Raw genomic sequence first — 19,385 nt, forward strand, 5'->3', positions numbered from 1 at the left:
GTGCAGGATGCATGCCGCCTGGCCCGCCACCTGCATTCCAGACAGTCATTATAGGCGGGGTACCGCTGCCAACAAGCGCGCAGTTTCACGATGAGACGGCGCCGTCAACACAGCTTCGGTCGCGCCGGACTCAATGATCCGGCCGGCATGCATGATGGCAACCTGGTCGGCCAGATACTCCACCACGCCAAAATTGTGAGTGATGAACAAATAGGCCATGTTCAGGTCATGCTGCAGGGCTTTCAACAGCTCGAGTATTTGCGCCTGTACCGAGACATCCAGCGCCGATGTCGGTTCATCGCAAACCAGCACCGCCGGCTCGACCGCCAAGGCCCGTGCAATGGCGACACGCTGGCGCTGGCCGCCCGAAAACTCATGTGGATAACGGTTGATGGTGTTGCCAGGCAAACCTACGCGATCAAGCAGCTCGCGCACCTGGGCCACACGCTGTTGACGTGAACGGTCGGGACGCAAGGCCGCAATGCCTTCATCCAGAATCTCGCCGACCATCATGCGAGGATCGAGCGACGCGTAGGGATCCTGAAACACGATCTGTATGGATTGTCTCAGGCGCTGCAGATCTTTGCCGCGAGCGTCCAGCAGGCTGACGCCACCCAGGCTGGCATGGCCGCCAACGACTGCCGTCTTGTCCAGCAAGCGCAGCAAAGCCTTGGCCGTAGTCGTTTTGCCGCACCCCGATTCACCCAGCAAAGCCAGCGTCTGCCCTGCCCTCAGTTCAAAGCTGACATCATTGACTATGCGGGTCGAGGATCCGGCTCCCGGCCACCAGCCTTGCCTGCTTCGGTAAGCGACGGACAAACCCTGCACCACCAGCAGCGGCTGCCCTGCCTGATGGATATCGCCGGCCGAAGCCGGCCCGGCGACAGCTGCGTCTGATGGTTCAGCTACGCTGCCTGTCAAGGGCTGTCCACGCTTGGCAAATCCAGGAATAGCTGCCAGCAGCTCGCGTGCGTACGGATGGTTGGGCGATGCAAAGAAACTGGCCGCATCGACCGTCTCGACAATCTCGCCGGCACGCATCAGGGCGACATAGTCAGCAACGTTTTTGACAACGGCCAGATCATGAGTGATCAGCAGGATGGCCAGGCCCATTTCCTTCTGAATATCGGTCAACAGCGTCAGGATTTGCGCCTGTACCGTGACATCCAGGGCGGTAGTGGGTTCATCGGCAATAAGCAGGCGTGGCTCGGCCGCCAGGGCGATGGCAATCATGATGCGCTGCTTCTGGCCACCCGAGAACTGAAAGGGGTAGTCATCCAGGCGCTTTTCGGGATCGGCGATACCCACTCGTGCCAGCCACCAGGCCGCACGCGCCCTCAAGGCTTTGCCACGGTATGAGGTATGTGCGTGCAAGGCCTCTGATAGTTGCCGTCCTATAGTGAGGACAGGATTCAGACTGGTGGAAGGCTCCTGGAAAATAATGCCTATCTGTCCGCCCCGCACCTGACGCATGCCTTGCTCGGGCAGGCTGTTAAGCTCGGTCTGCCCGAGCTGTATGCGGCCTGCAACCACCCGGCCGGCTTCGGGGAGCAGGCGCAGCAAGGCCAGAGCCGTCATGCTTTTGCCGCAACCCGACTCACCCACCAGGGCAAAGGTCTGCCCTTGCCGGATCGCCAGATCGAGCGACTTGACCGCCTGCACGGTGCCTGCATCGCTGGCAATATGCACGGACAGGTCATGTACCGACAACACAGCCTGCCCGGCGTCGGGCATGGCATCGGGCAATGGCAGACGCTCGCTCATGGCTGTGCCCCTTGCGACAAGCGGGATCGCTGCGGCCTGAACCGCCGCATGCGGGGATCAAAGGCATCCTGCACGGCATCGGCAAATATATTGGCCGACAGGACCAGGGCCAGCAGGAACATGAAGGCACCCAGCAAGTTCCACCAGATCATGGGATCGCGGGACATTTCCAGGCGAGCAGCGTCGATCATGGTGCCGAAGGAAGGCGTGCTGGGGTCGACACCTATACCCAGATAAGACAGCACTGCCTCGTAGAGCACCAGACTGGAAAATTCCAGGACCAGCGTGATGAGCACAATATGCATCAGGTTGGGCAAAAGATGGCGATACATGATGCGGACATGCCCTATGCCGAAGGCACGGGCCGCCTGTACGTACTCGAGCTCGCGCAACTTCAGAGTTTCGGCCCGCAGCAAACGGCACAGGCCTGCCCAGCCGGTCAGGCCCAGAATCAGGCACAGCAGGAACAGGCGCAGGTCGGCCCTGGCCGCCACGGTGTCGAACATATCAGGGTTGTTGTCGATATACACCTGCATCATCAGTACACAGGCAGCAATCAGCAACACGCCGGGTATGGACGTCAGGGTGGTATAGATGTACTGGATGATGTCATCGACACGGCCTTTGAAGTAGCCTGCAGCAATGCCAAACAGAAGTGCCGGCGGCAACATCGCCACGGTAGTCAGCGTGCCTATCACCAGGGCTGTTCGAACACTCTTCAGGCATTGCCACAGAACGTCGTTGCCCGTTCTGTCGGTGCCCAGCATATGGTAATCGGCGCCCACCGACAAAACCAGGCCTGCCAGCACAAGGATAATACTTAGTGTCACCCACATGGGACGCCAGGGAACACCAGACTCGCTGCGCCACCATAAGCGCCAGGCCGCAGCAAGGCTGACGCCACGCCGTGCCTGCCACAAGGTCAGCAACCCCGCTGCCAGCAATGAAAAGGCAGCGCCCAGAGCGATGCCGCGCAACAGCCGTGCATACACATCTGTCTTGTGATCGGCTTCATCCTGCAGCAGCAAGCCTGCATGCTTCAGGCGTGGAAATTCCCTGACGGCCTGTCCGTCGATAATCCGGGTTTCCTTGGTGAATTGTCTTGTCGCCAGCGGCGCCGAGTAAGTATTCTCGCGCTGCGACAGTCGGGTCAGTGCCAGCACATCATCCAGGGCCGAGCGTAGCACCGGAGAATAAAGCGGCTCGGTTTGTTCCACCTGCGGCTGATCTTCCACCGGTGGCAACACAGGCCTGTAGTGTATGGAATCGAGCACGCCGATCAACACAAAAAAAGCCAGCACTACCGCGGCGCACATGGCCGAAGGAGTCTGGCCCACGCTGCGCCAGGCCGAACGCAAGGACGCGCTGCGGCATGCGCGCAAGACATAGATGATCAGTGCCAGCACCAGGCAAAACACAAAGATATCGGTCCACAGGAAGACGAATTTTGGCATGGTCTTACTCGAACCGGATCCGTGGATCGGCAAGGGTGTAGGAAATATCGGCCAATATCAGGCCAACGATGTACAGGGCCGACCCCAGGAACACCATGGCCCGGACGATGGAAAAGTCTTGCGCATTGATGGCATCGATGGTGTAACTGCCCAGCCCCGGAATACCGAAGAAGGATTCCGAGATCAGGCTGCCCATGAACAATAGCGGAATGGCCGATACGGTGCCGGTCAGGATAGGCAGCATGGCATTGCGCAGGATATGACGGAAAAGCACAAGCCGCTCGGACAGACCCTTGGCCCGGGCAGTCCGGACATAGTCTTTGCCGGCCTCTTCAAGAAACAGGGTACGGTAGAACCTGGACTGCGCCCCCAGACCCGAGATAATGCTGACCATCACCGGCAATACCAGGAAACGCAAACCCTCCCAGCCGTCGATAAAACCGGAATAAGGCACCCATCGCAAGACCTTTGCAAACAGCCACTGGCCGGCAATGATGTAGAACAGGCCGGAAATCGACAAAAGCACCACGCAAAAAACCACGCCGGCAAAGTCCAGTCGTGTGCCCTTGAAGAATACCAGCAGCAGCGCAAAGGCAATACACGCAAACAAACCCAGGATAAACGTGGGCAGCGCAAGCGCCAGACTGGGCCCCATGCGCTGGCTGATCTCGTAGCCGATGTCGCGCCCTTCATCTGAAAAACCAAAATCCATACGCAACAAAGGCACAGAGCGCTGAAAGAAGATGGTGTCGGTAAGCCTGGCTGCCCCGCCCGCTTCGGTGTTGAGGAACAGCGGCTTGTCATAGCCTCTTTCTGTTTTCCAGCGATCGATGGCGCTCTGGCTGACCCGCTGTCCGCCTATAGACAGCCGCGCCATGTCGTCGGGTGTATTCACGGCAAAGAACAGAACGAAGGTGAGCAGATTGACCCCGATAAGTATCAGGACGCCATACTGCAACCGACGAAGAATGTAGCGGATCATGGTCGCTCCCTGGACTGAGTCTTGCTCAGGGCAGTAGCCCGGTCACGCGCACGAGCCATGCGCCAGGCCAGCCCGGCACCCAGCAGGAGCAGTGCAGCCAGTACCCACAGCGGCCACCAGATCGGGACATTCCACTGGGTGATTTTCTGCTCGCGCAGCGGTGCATCGATACGCAGATACTGCAAGGTATTGCGCACCATCTGTGTAGGCTTGGCATTGCCCACCCAGGCCTGATAGGCGCCTCCGGACTTCGGAAAATACCCGAACATCCAGGGCGCATCATGCTGGACCAGGGATATCATCTTCTGCACCAGTGCTTCCTTTTCGGGCCCGTCATCCAGAAAGCGCATCTCCTGAAACAGGCGATCATATTCCGGGTTTTTGTAATTCGAGGCATTTTCGCCTCCGTTGTCGGCCTTGGCGTTGGGCCCATACAGCAAAAACAGAAAGTTCTCGGCATCCGGATAATCGGCGACCCAGCCCCACATATACATTTGCGCACTGCCGTTGCGCATCTTGTCCTGGAAACGGTTGTAGTCGGTTGCGCGTACTTCAAGCTGCACATGCAGCTTTGCCAATTGCCGGCGCATCCAGTCCAGCGTCGCGCTGGAACCCATGCCCCCGGCCGAATCAAAGTGCAGTATCAGGGGCTTGCCTGTATTTTCGTCACGGCCATCAGGGTAGCCGGCCTCGGCCAGCAAACGCCTGGCATCATCCAGCGGCCTGCGCACCGCACGTCCGTTCTGAATGTCATAGACCTGAAGGTTGGCACCTTCGGGCAATTCCTGATAGCCCAACACACCCGGCGGAACCGGGCCATGTGCCACCTGGCCCTCGTTGTTCAGAAAAATCGAAACGTACTGCTCCCAGTCAAAGGCTATGCTGATGGCCTGTCGCAACTTGCGGTTTTTTTCCTGCTGCTCGGGCGTATCCCCCAGACCCACCACAGGATCCAGCCAGTTGAAACCCAGGTAAAACTGCTGAGCCTCGGTCGAACTGCGCAGCACCAGTCCATGGTCCTGGTAGAGTGCCGCTTTCTCGGCAGAATCGCCCGCAGCCACTCTCATGGCGACACCATATTCGCCGCGATCTACCTGGGGCAAATCGTAATAACCCTGAAGAAACTTGCCCATGAGCGGGACGCTTTCCTTTTCCAGGGAAAACACGATGCGGTCTATGAACGGGGTCAATTTGCCGCAATCAGCCAGCAGGCCGTTCGCCTTGTCATCGGGCTCGCCCTCGCAGGGATAGGGCTCACCGCGGAAGTTGGGATTACGCTGGAGCACGTGGCGGCGATTCACGATGGACTCAGCCATCATGTAAGGCCCTGTTCCCACGGGCCAGGTATTAAGCGACAAACTATGTTCGGCCATGCCCGGCTGGTGATAAAAGCGATCGGCTTCCCAGGGAACAGGAGCGGTAAATGTCATGGCCAGCCAATACTTGAACTGCGGATACTTGCCCTTGACCTTGATGCGCAGCGTATGGGAATCAATGGCCTGCACCCCCTCGAATCCTGACTCGCGCAGATCCAGCCAGGCACGCTGTGCATCCTGGCCATGCTGTTCACGCAGAGCCTGTTCGGCTTGCTTCAGGCGTTCGCCATACTCGGCAAGGCCCACGATATGCGAGGCCATTACGCCGTAGATGGGCGAAACGACGCGCGGGCTGGCCAAGCGACGGAACGCATAGACGTAATCATCGGCAACCAGCTCGCGGGTGCCGGTATGCTCGAAATCAGTAATGCTGAACTTGCCTTGCAGCGCCTGGGGCGAAATCGGCCAATACAAAGGCTTGCCGGAGGCATCGCGGGCAAAGGCCGGATGCGGCTGGAACATAATGCCCGGCTTGATGGGCACGTCGTACACACTGTAGGCCACCTGCTCACCGGGCGCATCGTCGGGCAGGCGCTGATCCTGCGCATCGAAATAGGCTGGCGGATCTATGGATGCGGCGGCCCTGGGCACCAGCTTGTAGGGCCGGGCCAGATAATGGTAGCCATACAAAGGCTCGTAAATGGAATAGGTAAACGGCGTTTCGTCGCCCGAATAGGAACTGGCCGGATCCAGATATTTGGGTGAACGCTGCGTGAACGCGGTATACAGGACGTTCTGGCCAAGCTGCGCCTGCTCGTAGGGACTATTTACAGGATGGCGCGAACAGGCTGCCAGCAGGCCCATCAGCAGGGATCCTGCCAGCAATAACAGAAATCGCCAGCCGCCTAACACTGCTGCTTCTGCCAGCAATGGTAGCGCCAGGCCCAGGGCTGGACAGGGTTGCTGTCTTGCCAGATACCCAATCGTTTGCTGCGTGCCTGTTGCTCAAGGCCGGGCAGTTTGTCGTCACGCATGAACTGGCCGCGTTTTTCCATATTCGCCCAGGCCATGCCTGCCTGCACCTGCCTTTGATTGGCCGTCATACCGTCGTCGAGCGGCACATCGCAAATATTGCGCTCGTAGCGGTCTTGCTCGAAGCACAGCAAGGTGAGGGTTTTTCCGCTGATAAGCCTGGAAAGGGCCTCACGCGACTTCTGTCCCATGGGCTGCCCCGGCCGTTCGCGGTCTTTGGTGAGTTCCGGGGCATCGATACTGGACATACGTACGCGCTGCTGTTTGCCATTAACCAGCAAAGTAAAGGTATCGCCGTCGGCCACATGCACGACACGGCCCGTAAGCTGAAAGGAGGTGCCGTCGTGAGCAGGCGTGCCTGCCTGGGCCCGCGTATCGGTCGGCAGATTGTTCAACAAACCGGTTGCGGCCAGTGCAATCATGACGACGACCAGCAATACCTGCGTCCAGCGGCGCGCCATCAGTGCATTAACCAGCCGTCGTAGCAGTGTATTCATGACTCTGTTCACGCGTTTTAATTCCTATACAAAGTACGCCCCAAGGCTGCTGCAAGTGGCGCAACGATTATAGGTGCTGGCGCGACACAGCAATAGCTGGTTAATCCGTATATCACCGGCTGCACGCACCCGCCGGACCCGTCACACCGGCCAGGCCCGCTCCAGCACACTATTCAGGGACAAGGGCGCAGGTATTGCACCATAAACCCGCCCCGAAAGCTGGAAACGACTGCGTACAAAGGCATCTGACAGCGCCTGAGGGGCGTGCCGGCGCAACAGGCAGGCCTGAACCAGCAAAACCAGTTGCTGGGCAATATGGCGGGCGGCCGCTTGCAGATCGGGGCCTGCCAACGCCAGAAGCGAGAGCAGTTCCGATGCACAGCGCTTAAGCTCGGGTTCATCGGCACAATCACGCTCAAGTCCGTCCTGCAAGGCTGCCGCCAGCTCCGGATGGCGTCTGAGCGCGCGCAATACATCCAGGCACATAATGTTGCCTGACCCTTCCCAGATGGAATTGACCGGCGCCTCGCGGTAAAGCCTGGCCATGGGAGCATCTTCTATATAGCCGTTACCTCCCCAGACCTCCATACACTCGCCCAGCGCCGCAATCGTTCGCTTGCATACCCAGAACTTTGCTGCAGGCGTCAGTATGCGTCGATAGGCCTGCTCAAGCGGGTCGTTGCCCGTGTCGTCAAACGCACGAGCAAGACGCAAGGCCAATACTGTGGCGGCTTCGCTTTCCAGTGCCAGATCCATCAGCACGCTTTGCATGAGCGGTTGGTGTACCAGCGGCTGCCCAAAGGCGACCCGATGATGTGCATGGTGCAGGGCCTGAACCAGGCCCTGGCGCAGCAAGGCGGCACTGCCCAGTACACAGTCCAGACGGGTATAGGACGCCATTTCAACCAGCGTAGCAACGCCCCGCCCCGCCTCGCCGACCAGTACCCCTGTGGCATCCTGGAACTCGACTTCGGCACTGGCATTGGACACATTGCCCATCTTGTTCTTCAGCCGCTGTATGAGCACACCATTCCTGCTGCCGTCATCCAGCCACCGCGGCACATAGAAACAGGAGAACGCGTCGTCATGGCCCGCGAGCACAAGGTGAGCATCAGACGTGGGCGAGGAAAAGAACCACTTGTGTCCGGTCAGACGATAAGGTGTACCTCGACCACCGTTGGCTAACGGGACGGCCCGGGTGGTGTTGCTGCGCAGATCGGAACCGCCCTGCTTCTCGGTCATGCCCATGCCTACCATCATCGAAGTTTTATCCGTCAATGGCAGATCTCGTTCATCGTACCGGCTTGAATAAAGCAGTGGCTCCACCGTCTCGAACCACGACTCGCGCCTGAGCACGGGAATGGCAGCCGACGTCATGGTGACCGGACATAAGGACCCCGCCTCCAGTTGCCCGTGCATAAGATAAGTTGCTGCCCGCGCCACATGCGCACCTTTGCCGGGCGCCGACCACGCGCTGGCATGCATGCCATGCCGGAAAGCCACGCGCAGGTAACTGTGCCAGGCAGGATGAAAATGTATTCGATCGACCCTGTGCCCCTGCCTGTCATAGGTTTCGAGTTTGGGTTTATGTCGATTGGCCTCATGGGCCATGGCAAACATTTCAGCCTGGCCCAGACGCTCGCCACACTGCAGCAAGGCCGATTCGTAAGACTCCCCGCCTTCACGCCTGACACCCTCTTGCAATGCAGCGTCGGTGGAATAAAGGTTGTAATCGCCAAGGTCGGGAACCTGATTGGTAACCTCGTGTGTCGTCCAGCCCATGATGCACCTCGCATGCCGCCGTGGCGGCGGTTAGGCATTTGAAAAGACGTCAGTTCATCATAGCACCATGCACCGTGGCGTCCGTGCCTGCAACACCGCGATGGGTTAAAGTTATGGCTTGGCCTGACGCCTGCCCTGCGCAGCAATTTGCCTGAACAAAACCGGAAATTCCATGACTGATCGCCAACTCATTATTGTTGCAGCACTGACCCTAATGGTCGGCGTTGGCGCCGGCGCCTTTGGCGCTCACGGCCTGAAACGCATGATCACACCCGACATGCTGTCCGTATGGCAGACTGCCGTGCTGTATCAGTTGATACACGGTCTGGGCATGCTGGCAATTGCCGCACTGGGCAGTCGTATGGGTACACCGCTGCTCAGCCTGTCGGGCACAGTCATGTTTGCAGGCATACTGATTTTCAGCGGCAGTCTGTACGCACTGGTCCTGACCGGCACAAAATGGCTGGGTGCCATTACCCCCATAGGCGGCCTGGCATTCCTGATTGCCTGGGCCATGGTGGCGGTAGCCGCATACCGGTCCTGAGCCCCGGCCGACCATCTTCACCCACACTTTTCTTCCACGAGAAATAAATGAACGCTCTTGAGCTGCTAGAACAAAGCCCGGTCATGCCGGTCATCGTCATTCAGGACATAGATACTGCCGTTGAACTGGCACGGGCCCTTGTGGCCGGTGGCGTGCGCAGCCTGGAGATCACTCTGCGCTCGGACGCCGCCCTGCAGGCCATCACGCTGATCAGTCAGGAAGTGCCCGAAGCACTGGTGGGTGTGGGCACAGTACGCAACGCCAGACAGTGGGATGCCGCAGTCCAGGCGGGAGCACGCTTTGGCGTGAGCCCCGGCCTGACCGCCGATATCGCGGCAGCTGCTCAAGCTTCGGGCCTGCCCTTTCTGCCTGGTATTGCCACAGCCTCCGAGGCCATGTATGCCGCCGACCAGGGATTCAGTGTACAGAAGCTGTTCCCGGCCGAAGCGGTCGGCGGTGTGACGCTGCTCAAGGCGCTGCACGGACCGCTGCCCGAAATCACATTCTGCCCGACAGGCGGCATCCATGCCGAGAACGCCGGCAAATATCTGGCTTTGCCCAACGTGAAATGTGTGGGAGGCTCGTGGCTTACCCCCAAGGATGCGGTGGAAGGCCGGCTGTGGGACGTGATCACTGAGCTGGCCCGTGCTGCCTGCCAGATCAGGCAAGCAGCCACGCGCTAAAAACCAGCCGCTATGGGCCTATCGTGCCGTACCGGCCAGATAGGCCGCCAGGGGCTCCTTGCCCTCGAGCGCAAGCAGCAGATTACTGGTGGCCATTTCCGACATGGCCAGACGAGTTTCGTGGGTTGCAGAGCCCGTATGCGGCAGGGCCAGCACCTTGGGGTGGTCAATCAGCGGGGAATCCGTCGGCAGCGGCTCAACTTCGAATACATCCAGACCCGCCGCGCGTAACGAGCCACGATCCAGGGCATCGAGCAATGCTTCTTCCTGTACGACCGGGCCGCGCCCGCCATTGATCAGTATTGCACCCGGCTTCATCAACGCAAACTCTTCAGGGCCAATCAGGCCATGCGTTTGCTCATTCAGCGGAAGCACGACGACGATAAAATCCGACTGCTCCAGAACTTCCCGCATGCTTGCCGTGCGGGCCTTGCCCTCGGGCAGCCCGCTGGGCACCGGCGTACGTGTGTAATACAGCACAGGCATATTAAAGCCCATTGCCGCGCGCTGCGCCACTGCGCGGCCAATACGACCATATCCCAATATGCCCAGTGTCTTGCCGTGCACATCCCAGCCAAACTGGTCTTCGCCTATACTGCGTTTCCAGCGTCGCTGCTGCACATAGCGGCCCAGCTCAAGAATACGGCGGCTGGTGGACAGCACCATGGTAAAGATCAGATCGGCAACGGTCTCGGTCAGCACGCCTGGTGTGTGACACAAGGCTATGCCTCGCTGCTGCAAGGCGTTCAGCTCAAACTTGTCAACACCGACCGAAATACTGGAAATCACTTCCAGTGCAGGCGCGCGTGCCAGTATGGCGCCATCAATAGGATAGCTGGAGCCTATCATGCCCTGCACGGTGGGCAAGGCATCAAAAAAAGCCTGCTCCTGGCTCGCAATCCGCGGGTTTGCCACGATGACATCATGCTCGTGGCGTATGCGTGCCAGCTGCCCCGCAGGCAGGTCTCGATAAACCAGAACCTGCTTGCGGCTCATAATCCAGCCTGCTCGAGTTCCTGCCGGGTAGGCAGACCTTCGGTATCGCCCAGCACCTGGACCGCCCGGGCGCCTATCCAGGCACCGCGCTCAACAGCACGACGCAATGGCAGGCCTTCAAGCAAGGCACTGATCACACCAGCCGCGAAACCGTCTCCGGCGCCAACGGTATCAATTACCTTGGCCACCGGCACACCCGCCACGTAGCCCTGCTCGTCACCCGAGTTGTAGTATGCGCCGTCGGCGCCAAGCTTGATGACGACCAGATCAACACCCTGGCTGCGATAAAAGCCGGCGATGTCTTCAGGCGTATCCATTCCGGTCAGCAGGCGCCCTTCCTCTATGCCGGGAAACACCCAGTTGGCACGCAACGCAAGCGCATTGATGCCTTCGCGCATGCACTCTGTGGATGGCCACAGCGAAGGACGAAGATTCGGATCGAATGACACGGTTTTGCCTGCCGCCCGCATCAGCGATATCGTCGTGGCAGCAACGTCGTAGCAATTTCCGGAAATGGCAGGGAACACGCCCGTGGCATGCAAGTGACGTGCTCCGCACAACCAGTCCTGATCGATATCGGCCACCTGCATCTGGCTGGCCGCCGACCCCTTGCGGTGATACTCGACCGGTGGATCGCTGCCATCCGTAACCTGGCCCTTGAATTGAAATCCTGTGCGCTGCGCCGGATCGCTCACCACATGAGAACAATCTATGCCTTCGCGTTTCATTTCAGCCAGCAGATAGCGCGCCATTGATTCGGCGCCCAGACGGCTGGCCCAGCCAACCCGCAGGCCCAGCCGCGCCAGACCTATGGCTACATTGGTTTCGGCCCCTGCCGTACGCTTGTGAAAACCGTGCGCATCCTCCAGCGAACCAGGGCGGTCGGCAACCAGCAACATCATGGCCTCGCCGAAAGTTACAACATCCAAAGCTTTATTCACCTGGTAGTCTCCAATGTGCGCAACTGCTCAATGGCGATACGCGTAATAGTTGCCAAGTCATCGCCAGTCAGCGGATATTCGATGGCTCGCGGCACATCATGGGGCAAGGCGCGCAACAAGGCCCTCCATGGCATTACCGACTCCTGCAACGGCACGGCAACCCAGCGCGTCGGCTGGCGCTGCACGCCCTTACAGTGCACGTAGCGAACGCGCCCGGAAAAGACCTGGGCAGCCTGCAAGGGACATTCACCGTTCCAGTGCCAGTTGCCCATGTCGAAAGTCATGCCCAGATTCAGGCCAGCCTGATCGGCCTGGTCGAAGAATGCCTGCAGGACATCCACACAGCCCGCTGCGGGAGTCTGATCATTCTCTATGAGCAGGGTCACACCGTGCTCTGCCAACCGCCCTGCCAGACTGGGCCAGGCCGGATCAGCAAACGCGCCGAACCCACCTATGGACATCTTCAGTGTTTGCGAACCCAGCGTCCGGGCGGCTGCCAGCCCCTTGTCCAGGTGCTGATTCAGCAGGCGGCCCTGCCCGTCCCACAACGGATCGGGACTGGAATACACACAGGCCAACTCCAGATCGCGCATGGAGCCCGCCAGCACTTCCAGCTCGGCATCATTGCCGGCCAGCAATTCCCCACGTATCTCGACTCCGTCTGCACCGGCCTCATGACACAGGCGCACGAACCAGTCTTGTCCGTGCCGCTTGACCTCGGTTGCACCAAAGGAACCGAGGGAAACAAACACCTGCGGCTGTGAAGTCATATCAGTGATTCAGGATCTGACCAAGGAAATTGCGCGTCTTCTCGTGCGAGGGATTGCTGAAGAATTTTTCAGGCGCGGCCTGCTCGACAATGTGGCCTTCAGCCATGAAAATAACCCGGTCGGCCACGCTGCGGGCAAAGCCCATTTCATGCGTCACGCACAGCATGGTCATGCCGTCTTCGGCCAGACCTATCATGGTATCGAGCACTTCCTTGACCATTTCCGGATCCAGCGCCGAAGTCGGCTCGTCAAACAGCATGACTTTGGGCGTCATGCACAGCGCGCGCGCAATGGCCACCCGCTGCTGCTGGCCACCGGAGAGCTGGCTGGGATACTTTTTGGCCTGGTCTCCGATGCGCACCCGGTTCAGATACTTCATGGCCTGCGCTTCAGCTTCTGCCTTGCCGATACCGCGCGAGCGCATCGGTGCCAGCATGCAGTTTTGCAGCACAGTCATGTGCGGGAACAGATTGAACTGCTGAAACACCATCCCGACTTCCTGTCGGACCGCATCGATATTGCCGGCCTTGGCCGTAAGATCGATGCCGTCGACGACAATGCTTCCCTGCTGTATCTTTTCCAGGCCATTGATACAACGGATCAAGGTGGATTTACCCGACCCCGACGGTCCGCAAATAACAATGCGCTCGCCGGCGGCGACGGTCAGGTCGGTATCAGTCAGGACGTGAAATTTGTCGTACCACTTGTTCAGCGCTTTAATTTCAATGATGGTCTCGCCCGATGAGGCGGAACGATGCGCTTGATCGGCGACAGGCGTGGTCTGCGTATCAGTCATGTTCAATCACTCTTGCAAATCAGGATTGCTTCAGCTCTGGCAGCGGCGTACCCAGCCATTTTTCGAACAACTTGCTGAACTCGCCGTTCTGGATGTTCTTGTCGACGGCTTCGTTAACCGCCTTCAGGGTATTGGGCTCACCAGGACGCATGGCAACAGCCATTTCCTGCTGCAGCAACACGAACTTGTTTTCAAAGCGATTGGGAGCACGCTTGGCGATCTGGCCGGCTACCGTGGTGGAGCATCCAATGGCATCAACCTGACCGGACAACAAGGCCTGCATTGCCGAGGCGTCATCGTCGAAGCGGCGGATATTGGCATCCTTGGGTGCAATCTTGGTGACGGCAACGTCCTGAGTACTGGCACGTGCTACGCCGATGCGCAGGCCGGACAGATCTTCAGCCTTGGCGATCTTGGCGTCCTTGCCGCCGAACACGACGATCTGTGCAGCGGAGTACGGATGCGAGAACTGAACCTGCTTGGCTCGCTCGGGCGTAATGGCCAGCGAAGCCACCAGCATGTCAACCTTGTTGGTCAGCAGGAAAGGAATACGGTTGGGGCCGGTTACAGGAACGATGTTGACCTTTACGCCCAGCTCCTTGGCCAACTGGCGTGCCACGTCGGCGTCGTAGCCGTCGGGCTTGTTCTCGGTGTTCATGATGCCGTACGGGGGGAAATCAACCAGCATGCCGATGGTGAGCTCACCTTTTTCCTTGACTTCGTCAATGGTCTCGGCAACGGCAGCACTGCTGCCCAGGGCAAATACGGCACACGTTGCCAGCAGGGCGGCGCCGGCAACACTACGCATCTTCTTCACAAACATAGCATGTCTCCAGGGTTGGGATAAAACATTCATAAAAAGAAAGCAGGATCAGGCCGCACTATCGCGCAAGCGATGCTGCAAGACGCCTCTCCATATAGGAAGCCAGCATGGATAAAGGCCAGCACAGAAAAAAGTAGATAATGGCCACCACTGTAAACACCAGCATGGGCTGGAAGGTGGCATTATTGATGATCTGGCCCGCACGGGTCAGTTCGGTGAAACCGATAATGGCCGCCAGCGACGTGCCCTTGACGATCTGGACCAGATAGCCGACCGTAGGCGGCACACCGATTTTCAGGGCTTGCGGCAGTACGACGTCGCGCATCTTGTAGCGGTAAGACAGGCCCAATGCTTCGGCAGCCTCCCATTGGCCGCGAGGAATCGCTTGAATACAACCGCGCCAGATTTCACCCAGAAACGCGCCACTATTTAGCGTCAGGGCCAATGCTGCGGCAAGCCACGGATTAATGTCGTACCCGATAACCGGAGCGCCAAAGAACACCAGGAACAACTGCAGCAGCAGCGGCGTGCCCCGAAACACCTGAATGAAACCCATGGACAGACTGCGCGCGATCCTGTTTTCGCTGGTGCGGGCCAGCGCAATGATCAGGCCGACTATGCCACCACCCAGGAAGGCCATGAGTGACAGAGCAATGGTCCATTGGGCGGCTTCAAGAATGAACCAGAAATCGGAATAGCCAAAAGTACGCATTATCGACGATCCGGATAGTTAAGCCCCCACTGGAAAACCAGGCGGAACAGTAAGGAAAACGCCAGCGTCAGCAACAGATAGATGCCGGTAATGACGATATAGATTTCAAAGCTGCGGAAGGTTTCGGACTGCAGGTTTGCAGCGACCGATGTCAGATCGTCGGCCGAAATTACCGACACCACGCTGGATGCCAGCATCAGCAGAATGAACTGGCTGGTCAGCGCAGGATAGATCGCTTTCAGGGCGGGCTTGAGCACCACAAAACGAAACACTTCCATGCGCGACAGGTTCAGCGCCAGCCCGGCCTCGATCTGGCCTTTGGGTATGGACTCTATGCCGGCACGAACAATTTCCGTGGCATAGGCACCCAGATTGAACACCATGGCGAACAGCGCCGCGGTATATGGCGACCAGCGCACGCCAATTGCGGGCAAGGCGAAGAAAAAGAAAAACAGCTGCACCAGGAATGGCGTGTTGCGTATGACTTCAATATAGATATTGATCAACCATCGCAGCGGCGCGGGACCGGCAGTTTTGCCCCAGGCGCAGACCACCGCCACCATCAGGCCCAACAGCATTGCCATAAAAGACAGCTGAATGGTCATCCAGGTGCCTTGAAGCAGTAAAGGCCAGGCTTCGAAGACCGGACCAAATTGAAAGGTGTAATTCACGTTATCTGAACCTTGGGTATGGCCGACAAAAAGTGCATGCCGTGCGATAAAAATACCCGCATAAAACAGGTATTGCCCGTGAAACATAGCCGGACTGAATCGCCGATGCTGTCTTTATTGCCGCTGAAACCGGTTTCATATTTCAGTGCAAGTAGCGGAGGATTATAGCAGCAGTTATCACAAGACTATTTCAATCGTCCGATTGCAGCGGTCGCCGGCTATGGGTCAGGCGTGTAGATCCGCGCGCCACCAGGGTGCCATGCAGCAGCATTTCCCGTGCCGGCTCATTCATGCCCTGCAGGCGCTGCAACAGGCAATACGCGGCGAGCCGGCCCAGCTCATCGGTAGGTTGCGACACAGCACTGACACCCGGCCCGATATATGGCGCCCAGGGCGTATCGTCGATACTGAGCAAGCCAATATCAGTGCCCAGACGCCATCCCAGTTGCTCAACGGCCTGGACTATGCGCAAAGTAACCACGGCGTTACCTGCAATAACGGCAGGTACGCCGGGGCTGCTATCGCCAGCCGGCCTTGCGCGTTCGCGCAGAGCCTTCAGCGAATTAATTAAATCATCCTGAGCCCCAAGCTCCAGAGTGCGCCCCGATACATCACCCCGATTCCCGGCGACAAAGGCGCTGAATGCCTGCGTGCGCTCGATACGGGCGCTGATTTTGTCCAGGGGCTCGGTCACCAGCATCAACTCGCGATAGCCCGCTTCCAGCAAATGCCGGACACTGATCGTAATGGCATGGGTGTTGTCCAGCGAGACAAAATCCACATCCAGCCCTTCGTGCCGGCGATCAACCAGCACAATGGGCTTGCCCTGACGTGCCGTTTCCAGCGCCGCCCCCGAGTCATGCCCCGTAGTATTCAGGATGAAACCCTCGACCCTGTACGATGACAATGCCTGCAGCCCCGCGTTTTCACGCTCGCTTTCATTGCCCATATTGAATAACATGACCAGGTAGCCCGCCTCGCGGCAGGCTTGCTCTGCGCCACGCAGCACCGCAACCGAAAAAGGATTAGTAATATCAGCCACTACCAGCCCTATCAGGCGCGAACGGCCTCGTTTCAGCGCCTGCGCCATCGGGCTGGGCACATAGCCCAACTGGGCTATGGCCACCTCGACACGCCCGGCAATTTCCGGCGACAGCAAGGTGTCGCGGTGATTCAGGTAGCGTGATACCGTAGCCTTGGACACACCAGCCTGGCGTGCCACATCGGCAATGGTGCTGCGACGTACGTTCTTGATCATAGAGCCGAATAATACGCTTACTTTAAATCCCACGAGGTTTTTGATGAATTCCGCCCTCTCCAGCCAGCCCCTTGCCGACTTCATCCGGCAACTGCCCAAGGCTGAACTCCATGTACACATTGAAGGCACACTGGAACCCGAACTGATATTTGCGCTGGCGCAGCGCAATGGCATCACACTGCCATACGCATCCATTGACGCCCTGCGTGCGGCCTACCAGTTCCAGGACCTTCAATCTTTCCTCGATCTTTATTATGCCGGCGCCAGCGTATTGATCGCGGAAGAAGATTTTTATGACATGACCATGGCCTATATGCAGCGCGCCCTGCAAGATGGCGTCGTGCATGCCGAAATCATGTTCGACCCACAAACCCATACGCAGCGCGGCATTGCCCTGGAAACTGTATTTGCCGGAATTGCCCGCGCCTTGCGTGAAATGCGCAGCACGGCCGGCATCAGCAGCCGCCTGATCCTGAGCTTTCTACGTCACCTGACTGAAGAAGAAGCCGACGCAACCCTGACGGCAGCCCTGCCCCTGCGCGAAGCCTACGCCGACCTGTGGACCGCCGTAGGCCTGGACTCGGCCGAACGAGGCAACCCTCCGGAAAGATTCGCCCGCGTCTATGCACGGTGCAAGGCATTGGGGTTCCACCTTACCGCCCACGCCGGTGAAGAAGGCCCGGCCGCCTATGTACGCGCCGCCCTTGACGCGTTACAGGTAGAACGCATAGACCATGGAGTACGCAGCGAGGAAGATCCCGCCCTTGTGCAACGGCTGATTCGCGAACGCGTTCCATTGACGGTATGCCCGCTGTCGAACCTGAAGCTTTGCGTCTTCAACGACATGCAGCAGCATAATCTTGCGCGCCTGCTGCGCCAGGGCGCCATGGTTACCATCAACTCAGACGATCCGGCCTATTTTGGCGGCTATATCGGCGACAACTATCTGGCCTGCGCCGAAAGTCTGGAACTGACGCGCAATGAACTGGTCAAGCTGGCCGGCAACAGCCTGATCGCCAGCTTTTTGCCCCAAAGCGAAAAAGACCGGCACCTGAAGCAGCTATCGGAATTTACGGTCTGACGTACGCGCGTTTGGAACACCCAACAAAAAACCCACCGCAAGCGCGGTGGGTTTTTTTAAAATTCAAACAGGCTTAGATAACCTGGATGGATTTGGCTTGTGGGCCTTTTTGGCCTTCGGCAGCTACGTAGGAAACGCGTTGGTTTTCTTCGAGCGACTTGAAGCCGGTGCCGATGATGTCTGTGTGGTGTGCGAACAAATCTTTGCCACCCGACTCAGGCTTGATGAAGCCGAAGCCTTTTTCGTTGTTGAACCACTTAACAATACCAGTTTCTGTTTGCATTTTTTGCAATCCCTAAAAATAACGAGCGACATGCTCTATAGAAGACTGTCAAGGTGTAGAGATTTGAGCAAAAAAGTACTGTACGACAGGTACTGGATTGTACTAACTTCAACGAACTTGAAAATCTAACTTCGTATAGTATAGAGAAGAAGACACCCAGTCAACCGAACAGGCAATTAATTGGCTGTTTTTTCTGGCTTTTCTGTCGTTTGGATACCGCCAGAGTCACTTCTGCCACCATGCAAGCACTTACACGCAGTTTTTACGACCGGGACACCACGCTGGTGGCTCGTGAATTATTGGGAAAACTCCTGATTCACCGCGTTGACGGAGTCGAGCGTATCGGAAAAATAGTCGAAGTCGAGGCTTATCTGGGCCCACATGACCTGGCCGCCCATACGTCCAAAGGCATCACCCCCCGCACTCAAGTCATGTTCGGCCCTCCGGGCCATGCCTATGTATACCTGATTTACGGCATGCACCATTGCATGAACGTGGTAACTGAAGCCGACGGCACCGGCGCAGCAGTATTGCTGCGCGCGCTTGAACCAGTCAGTGCCCTACCCGGCAACGCCAGCGGTCCCGGCAGATTATGCAAAGCCATGGGCATAAACAAAAGCCATTACGGAGCTGACCTTTGCGGCTCCGCCCTTTTTATTTGCGGGAATCCAGACTTCGAGCCGGTAAGTATCGTAGAGCGCCCCAGGATAGGCGTTGATTATGCGGGCGCTTGGGCCGACAAACCCCTCCGCTTTTATATGGAAGGAAATCCTTATATCTCCAGAAAATAAACGGCAAAAGCTACCTTGCAAGACAAGATTAAATTTCCGTGTTATAGTTACGCCTCTTTTACAGCGGCTGTAGCTCAGTTGGATAGAGTACTTGGCTACGAACCAAGGGGTCGTGGGTTCGAATCCTGCCAGCCGCGCCAGAATTACCCTGTTTATCCAGCAGGTTAGAGCCGCCTAGGGGCCACAATCCCTAGGCGGTTTTTATTTGT

General features: G+C 58.1%; 19 protein-coding genes and 1 tRNA gene. 5 read left to right on the forward strand and 15 right to left on the reverse strand.

What is annotated here, in order from left to right; genetic code table 11:
• Nucleotides 1-48: 48 nt before the first annotated feature.
• The 6 genes from LKR43_RS09090 to LKR43_RS09115 form a co-directional block, all read right to left on the reverse strand.
• Nucleotides 49-1,764 (reverse strand): ABC transporter ATP-binding protein, encoded by a 1,716-nt coding sequence (locus tag LKR43_RS09090; protein WP_227683740.1) that lies wholly within the window; start codon nucleotides 1,762-1,764, stop codon nucleotides 49-51.
• The gene (locus LKR43_RS09095; RefSeq protein WP_227683741.1) at nucleotides 1,761-3,218 is read right to left on the reverse strand and encodes an ABC transporter permease; all 1,458 of its coding nucleotides are present in this window, start codon (nucleotides 3,216-3,218) and stop codon (nucleotides 1,761-1,763) included. Before LKR43_RS09095 ends, LKR43_RS09090 begins: the two co-directional genes overlap by 4 nt.
• A gap of 4 nt (nucleotides 3,219-3,222) precedes the next feature.
• The gene (locus LKR43_RS09100; RefSeq protein ID WP_227683742.1) at nucleotides 3,223-4,200 is read right to left on the reverse strand and encodes an ABC transporter permease; all 978 of its coding nucleotides are present in this window, start codon (nucleotides 4,198-4,200) and stop codon (nucleotides 3,223-3,225) included.
• Nucleotides 4,197-6,380: an ABC transporter substrate-binding protein gene (locus tag LKR43_RS09105; protein WP_227683879.1), complete on the reverse strand. Its 2,184-nt coding sequence runs from the start codon at nucleotides 6,378-6,380 to the stop codon at nucleotides 4,197-4,199. Before LKR43_RS09105 ends, LKR43_RS09100 begins: the two co-directional genes overlap by 4 nt.
• Before the next feature lie 41 nt (nucleotides 6,381-6,421).
• On the reverse strand, nucleotides 6,422-7,045 hold the full coding sequence (locus tag LKR43_RS09110) for a thermonuclease family protein (protein ID WP_227683743.1): 624 nt from the start codon (nucleotides 7,043-7,045) through the stop codon (nucleotides 6,422-6,424).
• A 141-nt stretch (nucleotides 7,046-7,186) separates the two neighbouring features.
• The gene (locus LKR43_RS09115; RefSeq protein WP_227683744.1) at nucleotides 7,187-8,827 is read right to left on the reverse strand and encodes an isovaleryl-CoA dehydrogenase; all 1,641 of its coding nucleotides are present in this window, start codon (nucleotides 8,825-8,827) and stop codon (nucleotides 7,187-7,189) included.
• A gap of 172 nt (nucleotides 8,828-8,999) precedes the next feature.
• On the opposite strand from LKR43_RS09115, the gene LKR43_RS09120 reads away from it, so the two are divergent.
• Nucleotides 9,000-9,371: a DUF423 domain-containing protein gene (locus LKR43_RS09120; protein WP_227683745.1), complete on the forward strand. Its 372-nt coding sequence runs from the start codon at nucleotides 9,000-9,002 to the stop codon at nucleotides 9,369-9,371.
• Nucleotides 9,372-9,418: 47 nt separating this feature from the next.
• Nucleotides 9,419-10,054: a bifunctional 4-hydroxy-2-oxoglutarate aldolase/2-dehydro-3-deoxy-phosphogluconate aldolase gene (gene eda, locus LKR43_RS09125; RefSeq protein WP_227683746.1), complete on the forward strand. Its 636-nt coding sequence runs from the start codon at nucleotides 9,419-9,421 to the stop codon at nucleotides 10,052-10,054.
• An 18-nt stretch (nucleotides 10,055-10,072) separates the two neighbouring features.
• On the opposite strand, the gene LKR43_RS09130 is transcribed toward eda, so the two are convergent.
• From LKR43_RS09130 to LKR43_RS09165, 8 genes are all read right to left on the reverse strand, one after another.
• Nucleotides 10,073-11,050 (reverse strand): D-glycerate dehydrogenase, encoded by a 978-nt coding sequence (locus LKR43_RS09130; RefSeq protein ID WP_227683747.1) that lies wholly within the window; start codon nucleotides 11,048-11,050, stop codon nucleotides 10,073-10,075.
• Nucleotides 11,047-11,991: a sugar kinase gene (locus tag LKR43_RS09135; protein ID WP_227683748.1), complete on the reverse strand. Its 945-nt coding sequence runs from the start codon at nucleotides 11,989-11,991 to the stop codon at nucleotides 11,047-11,049. The genes LKR43_RS09130 and LKR43_RS09135 overlap by 4 nt, the downstream gene beginning before the upstream one ends.
• The gene (locus LKR43_RS09140; RefSeq protein WP_227683749.1) at nucleotides 11,988-12,761 is read right to left on the reverse strand and encodes a sugar phosphate isomerase/epimerase; all 774 of its coding nucleotides are present in this window, start codon (nucleotides 12,759-12,761) and stop codon (nucleotides 11,988-11,990) included. Before LKR43_RS09140 ends, LKR43_RS09135 begins: the two co-directional genes overlap by 4 nt.
• A 1-nt stretch (nucleotide 12,762) precedes the next feature.
• On the reverse strand, nucleotides 12,763-13,557 hold the full coding sequence (locus LKR43_RS09145) for an amino acid ABC transporter ATP-binding protein (protein WP_255676017.1): 795 nt from the start codon (nucleotides 13,555-13,557) through the stop codon (nucleotides 12,763-12,765).
• Between the two features lie 19 nt (nucleotides 13,558-13,576).
• Complete coding sequence (locus LKR43_RS09150) at nucleotides 13,577-14,380, reverse strand: transporter substrate-binding domain-containing protein (RefSeq protein WP_227683750.1); 804 nt, start codon at nucleotides 14,378-14,380, stop codon at nucleotides 13,577-13,579.
• A 58-nt stretch (nucleotides 14,381-14,438) separates the two neighbouring features.
• Entirely contained in the window at nucleotides 14,439-15,092 is a 654-nt protein-coding gene (locus LKR43_RS09155; RefSeq protein ID WP_227683751.1) for an amino acid ABC transporter permease, read from the reverse strand.
• Nucleotides 15,092-15,763: an amino acid ABC transporter permease gene (locus LKR43_RS09160; RefSeq protein ID WP_227683752.1), complete on the reverse strand. Its 672-nt coding sequence runs from the start codon at nucleotides 15,761-15,763 to the stop codon at nucleotides 15,092-15,094. Before LKR43_RS09160 ends, LKR43_RS09155 begins: the two co-directional genes overlap by 1 nt.
• Nucleotides 15,764-15,953: 190 nt before the next feature.
• Complete coding sequence (locus LKR43_RS09165; protein WP_227683753.1) at nucleotides 15,954-17,021, reverse strand: LacI family DNA-binding transcriptional regulator; 1,068 nt, start codon at nucleotides 17,019-17,021, stop codon at nucleotides 15,954-15,956.
• A 43-nt stretch (nucleotides 17,022-17,064) separates the two neighbouring features.
• Between LKR43_RS09165 and LKR43_RS09170 the strand changes: the two genes are divergently transcribed.
• A complete protein-coding gene (locus LKR43_RS09170; RefSeq protein ID WP_227683754.1) occupies nucleotides 17,065-18,102 on the forward strand; it encodes an adenosine deaminase in 1,038 nt (345 codons plus the stop codon).
• Nucleotides 18,103-18,175: 73 nt separating this feature from the next.
• Here LKR43_RS09170 and LKR43_RS09175 read toward each other — a convergent pair whose 3' ends face one another.
• A complete protein-coding gene (locus LKR43_RS09175) occupies nucleotides 18,176-18,385 on the reverse strand; it encodes a cold-shock protein (protein WP_013741470.1) in 210 nt (69 codons plus the stop codon).
• Nucleotides 18,386-18,624: 239 nt separating this feature from the next.
• Here LKR43_RS09175 and LKR43_RS09180 point away from each other — a divergent pair, with 239 nt between their 5' ends.
• Both LKR43_RS09180 and LKR43_RS09185 read left to right on the forward strand, forming a co-directional pair.
• On the forward strand, nucleotides 18,625-19,176 hold the full coding sequence (locus LKR43_RS09180) for a DNA-3-methyladenine glycosylase (RefSeq protein WP_227683755.1): 552 nt from the start codon (nucleotides 18,625-18,627) through the stop codon (nucleotides 19,174-19,176).
• A gap of 63 nt (nucleotides 19,177-19,239) precedes the next feature.
• Nucleotides 19,240-19,316: transfer RNA gene (locus LKR43_RS09185), tRNA-Arg, on the forward strand.
• Nucleotides 19,317-19,385: the final 69 nt, after the last annotated feature.

Origin of the sequence: Pusillimonas sp. MFBS29, from assembly GCF_020687695.1 — a bacterium.
Classification (GTDB): Bacteria; Pseudomonadota; Gammaproteobacteria; order Burkholderiales; family Burkholderiaceae_B; genus Pusillimonas_C.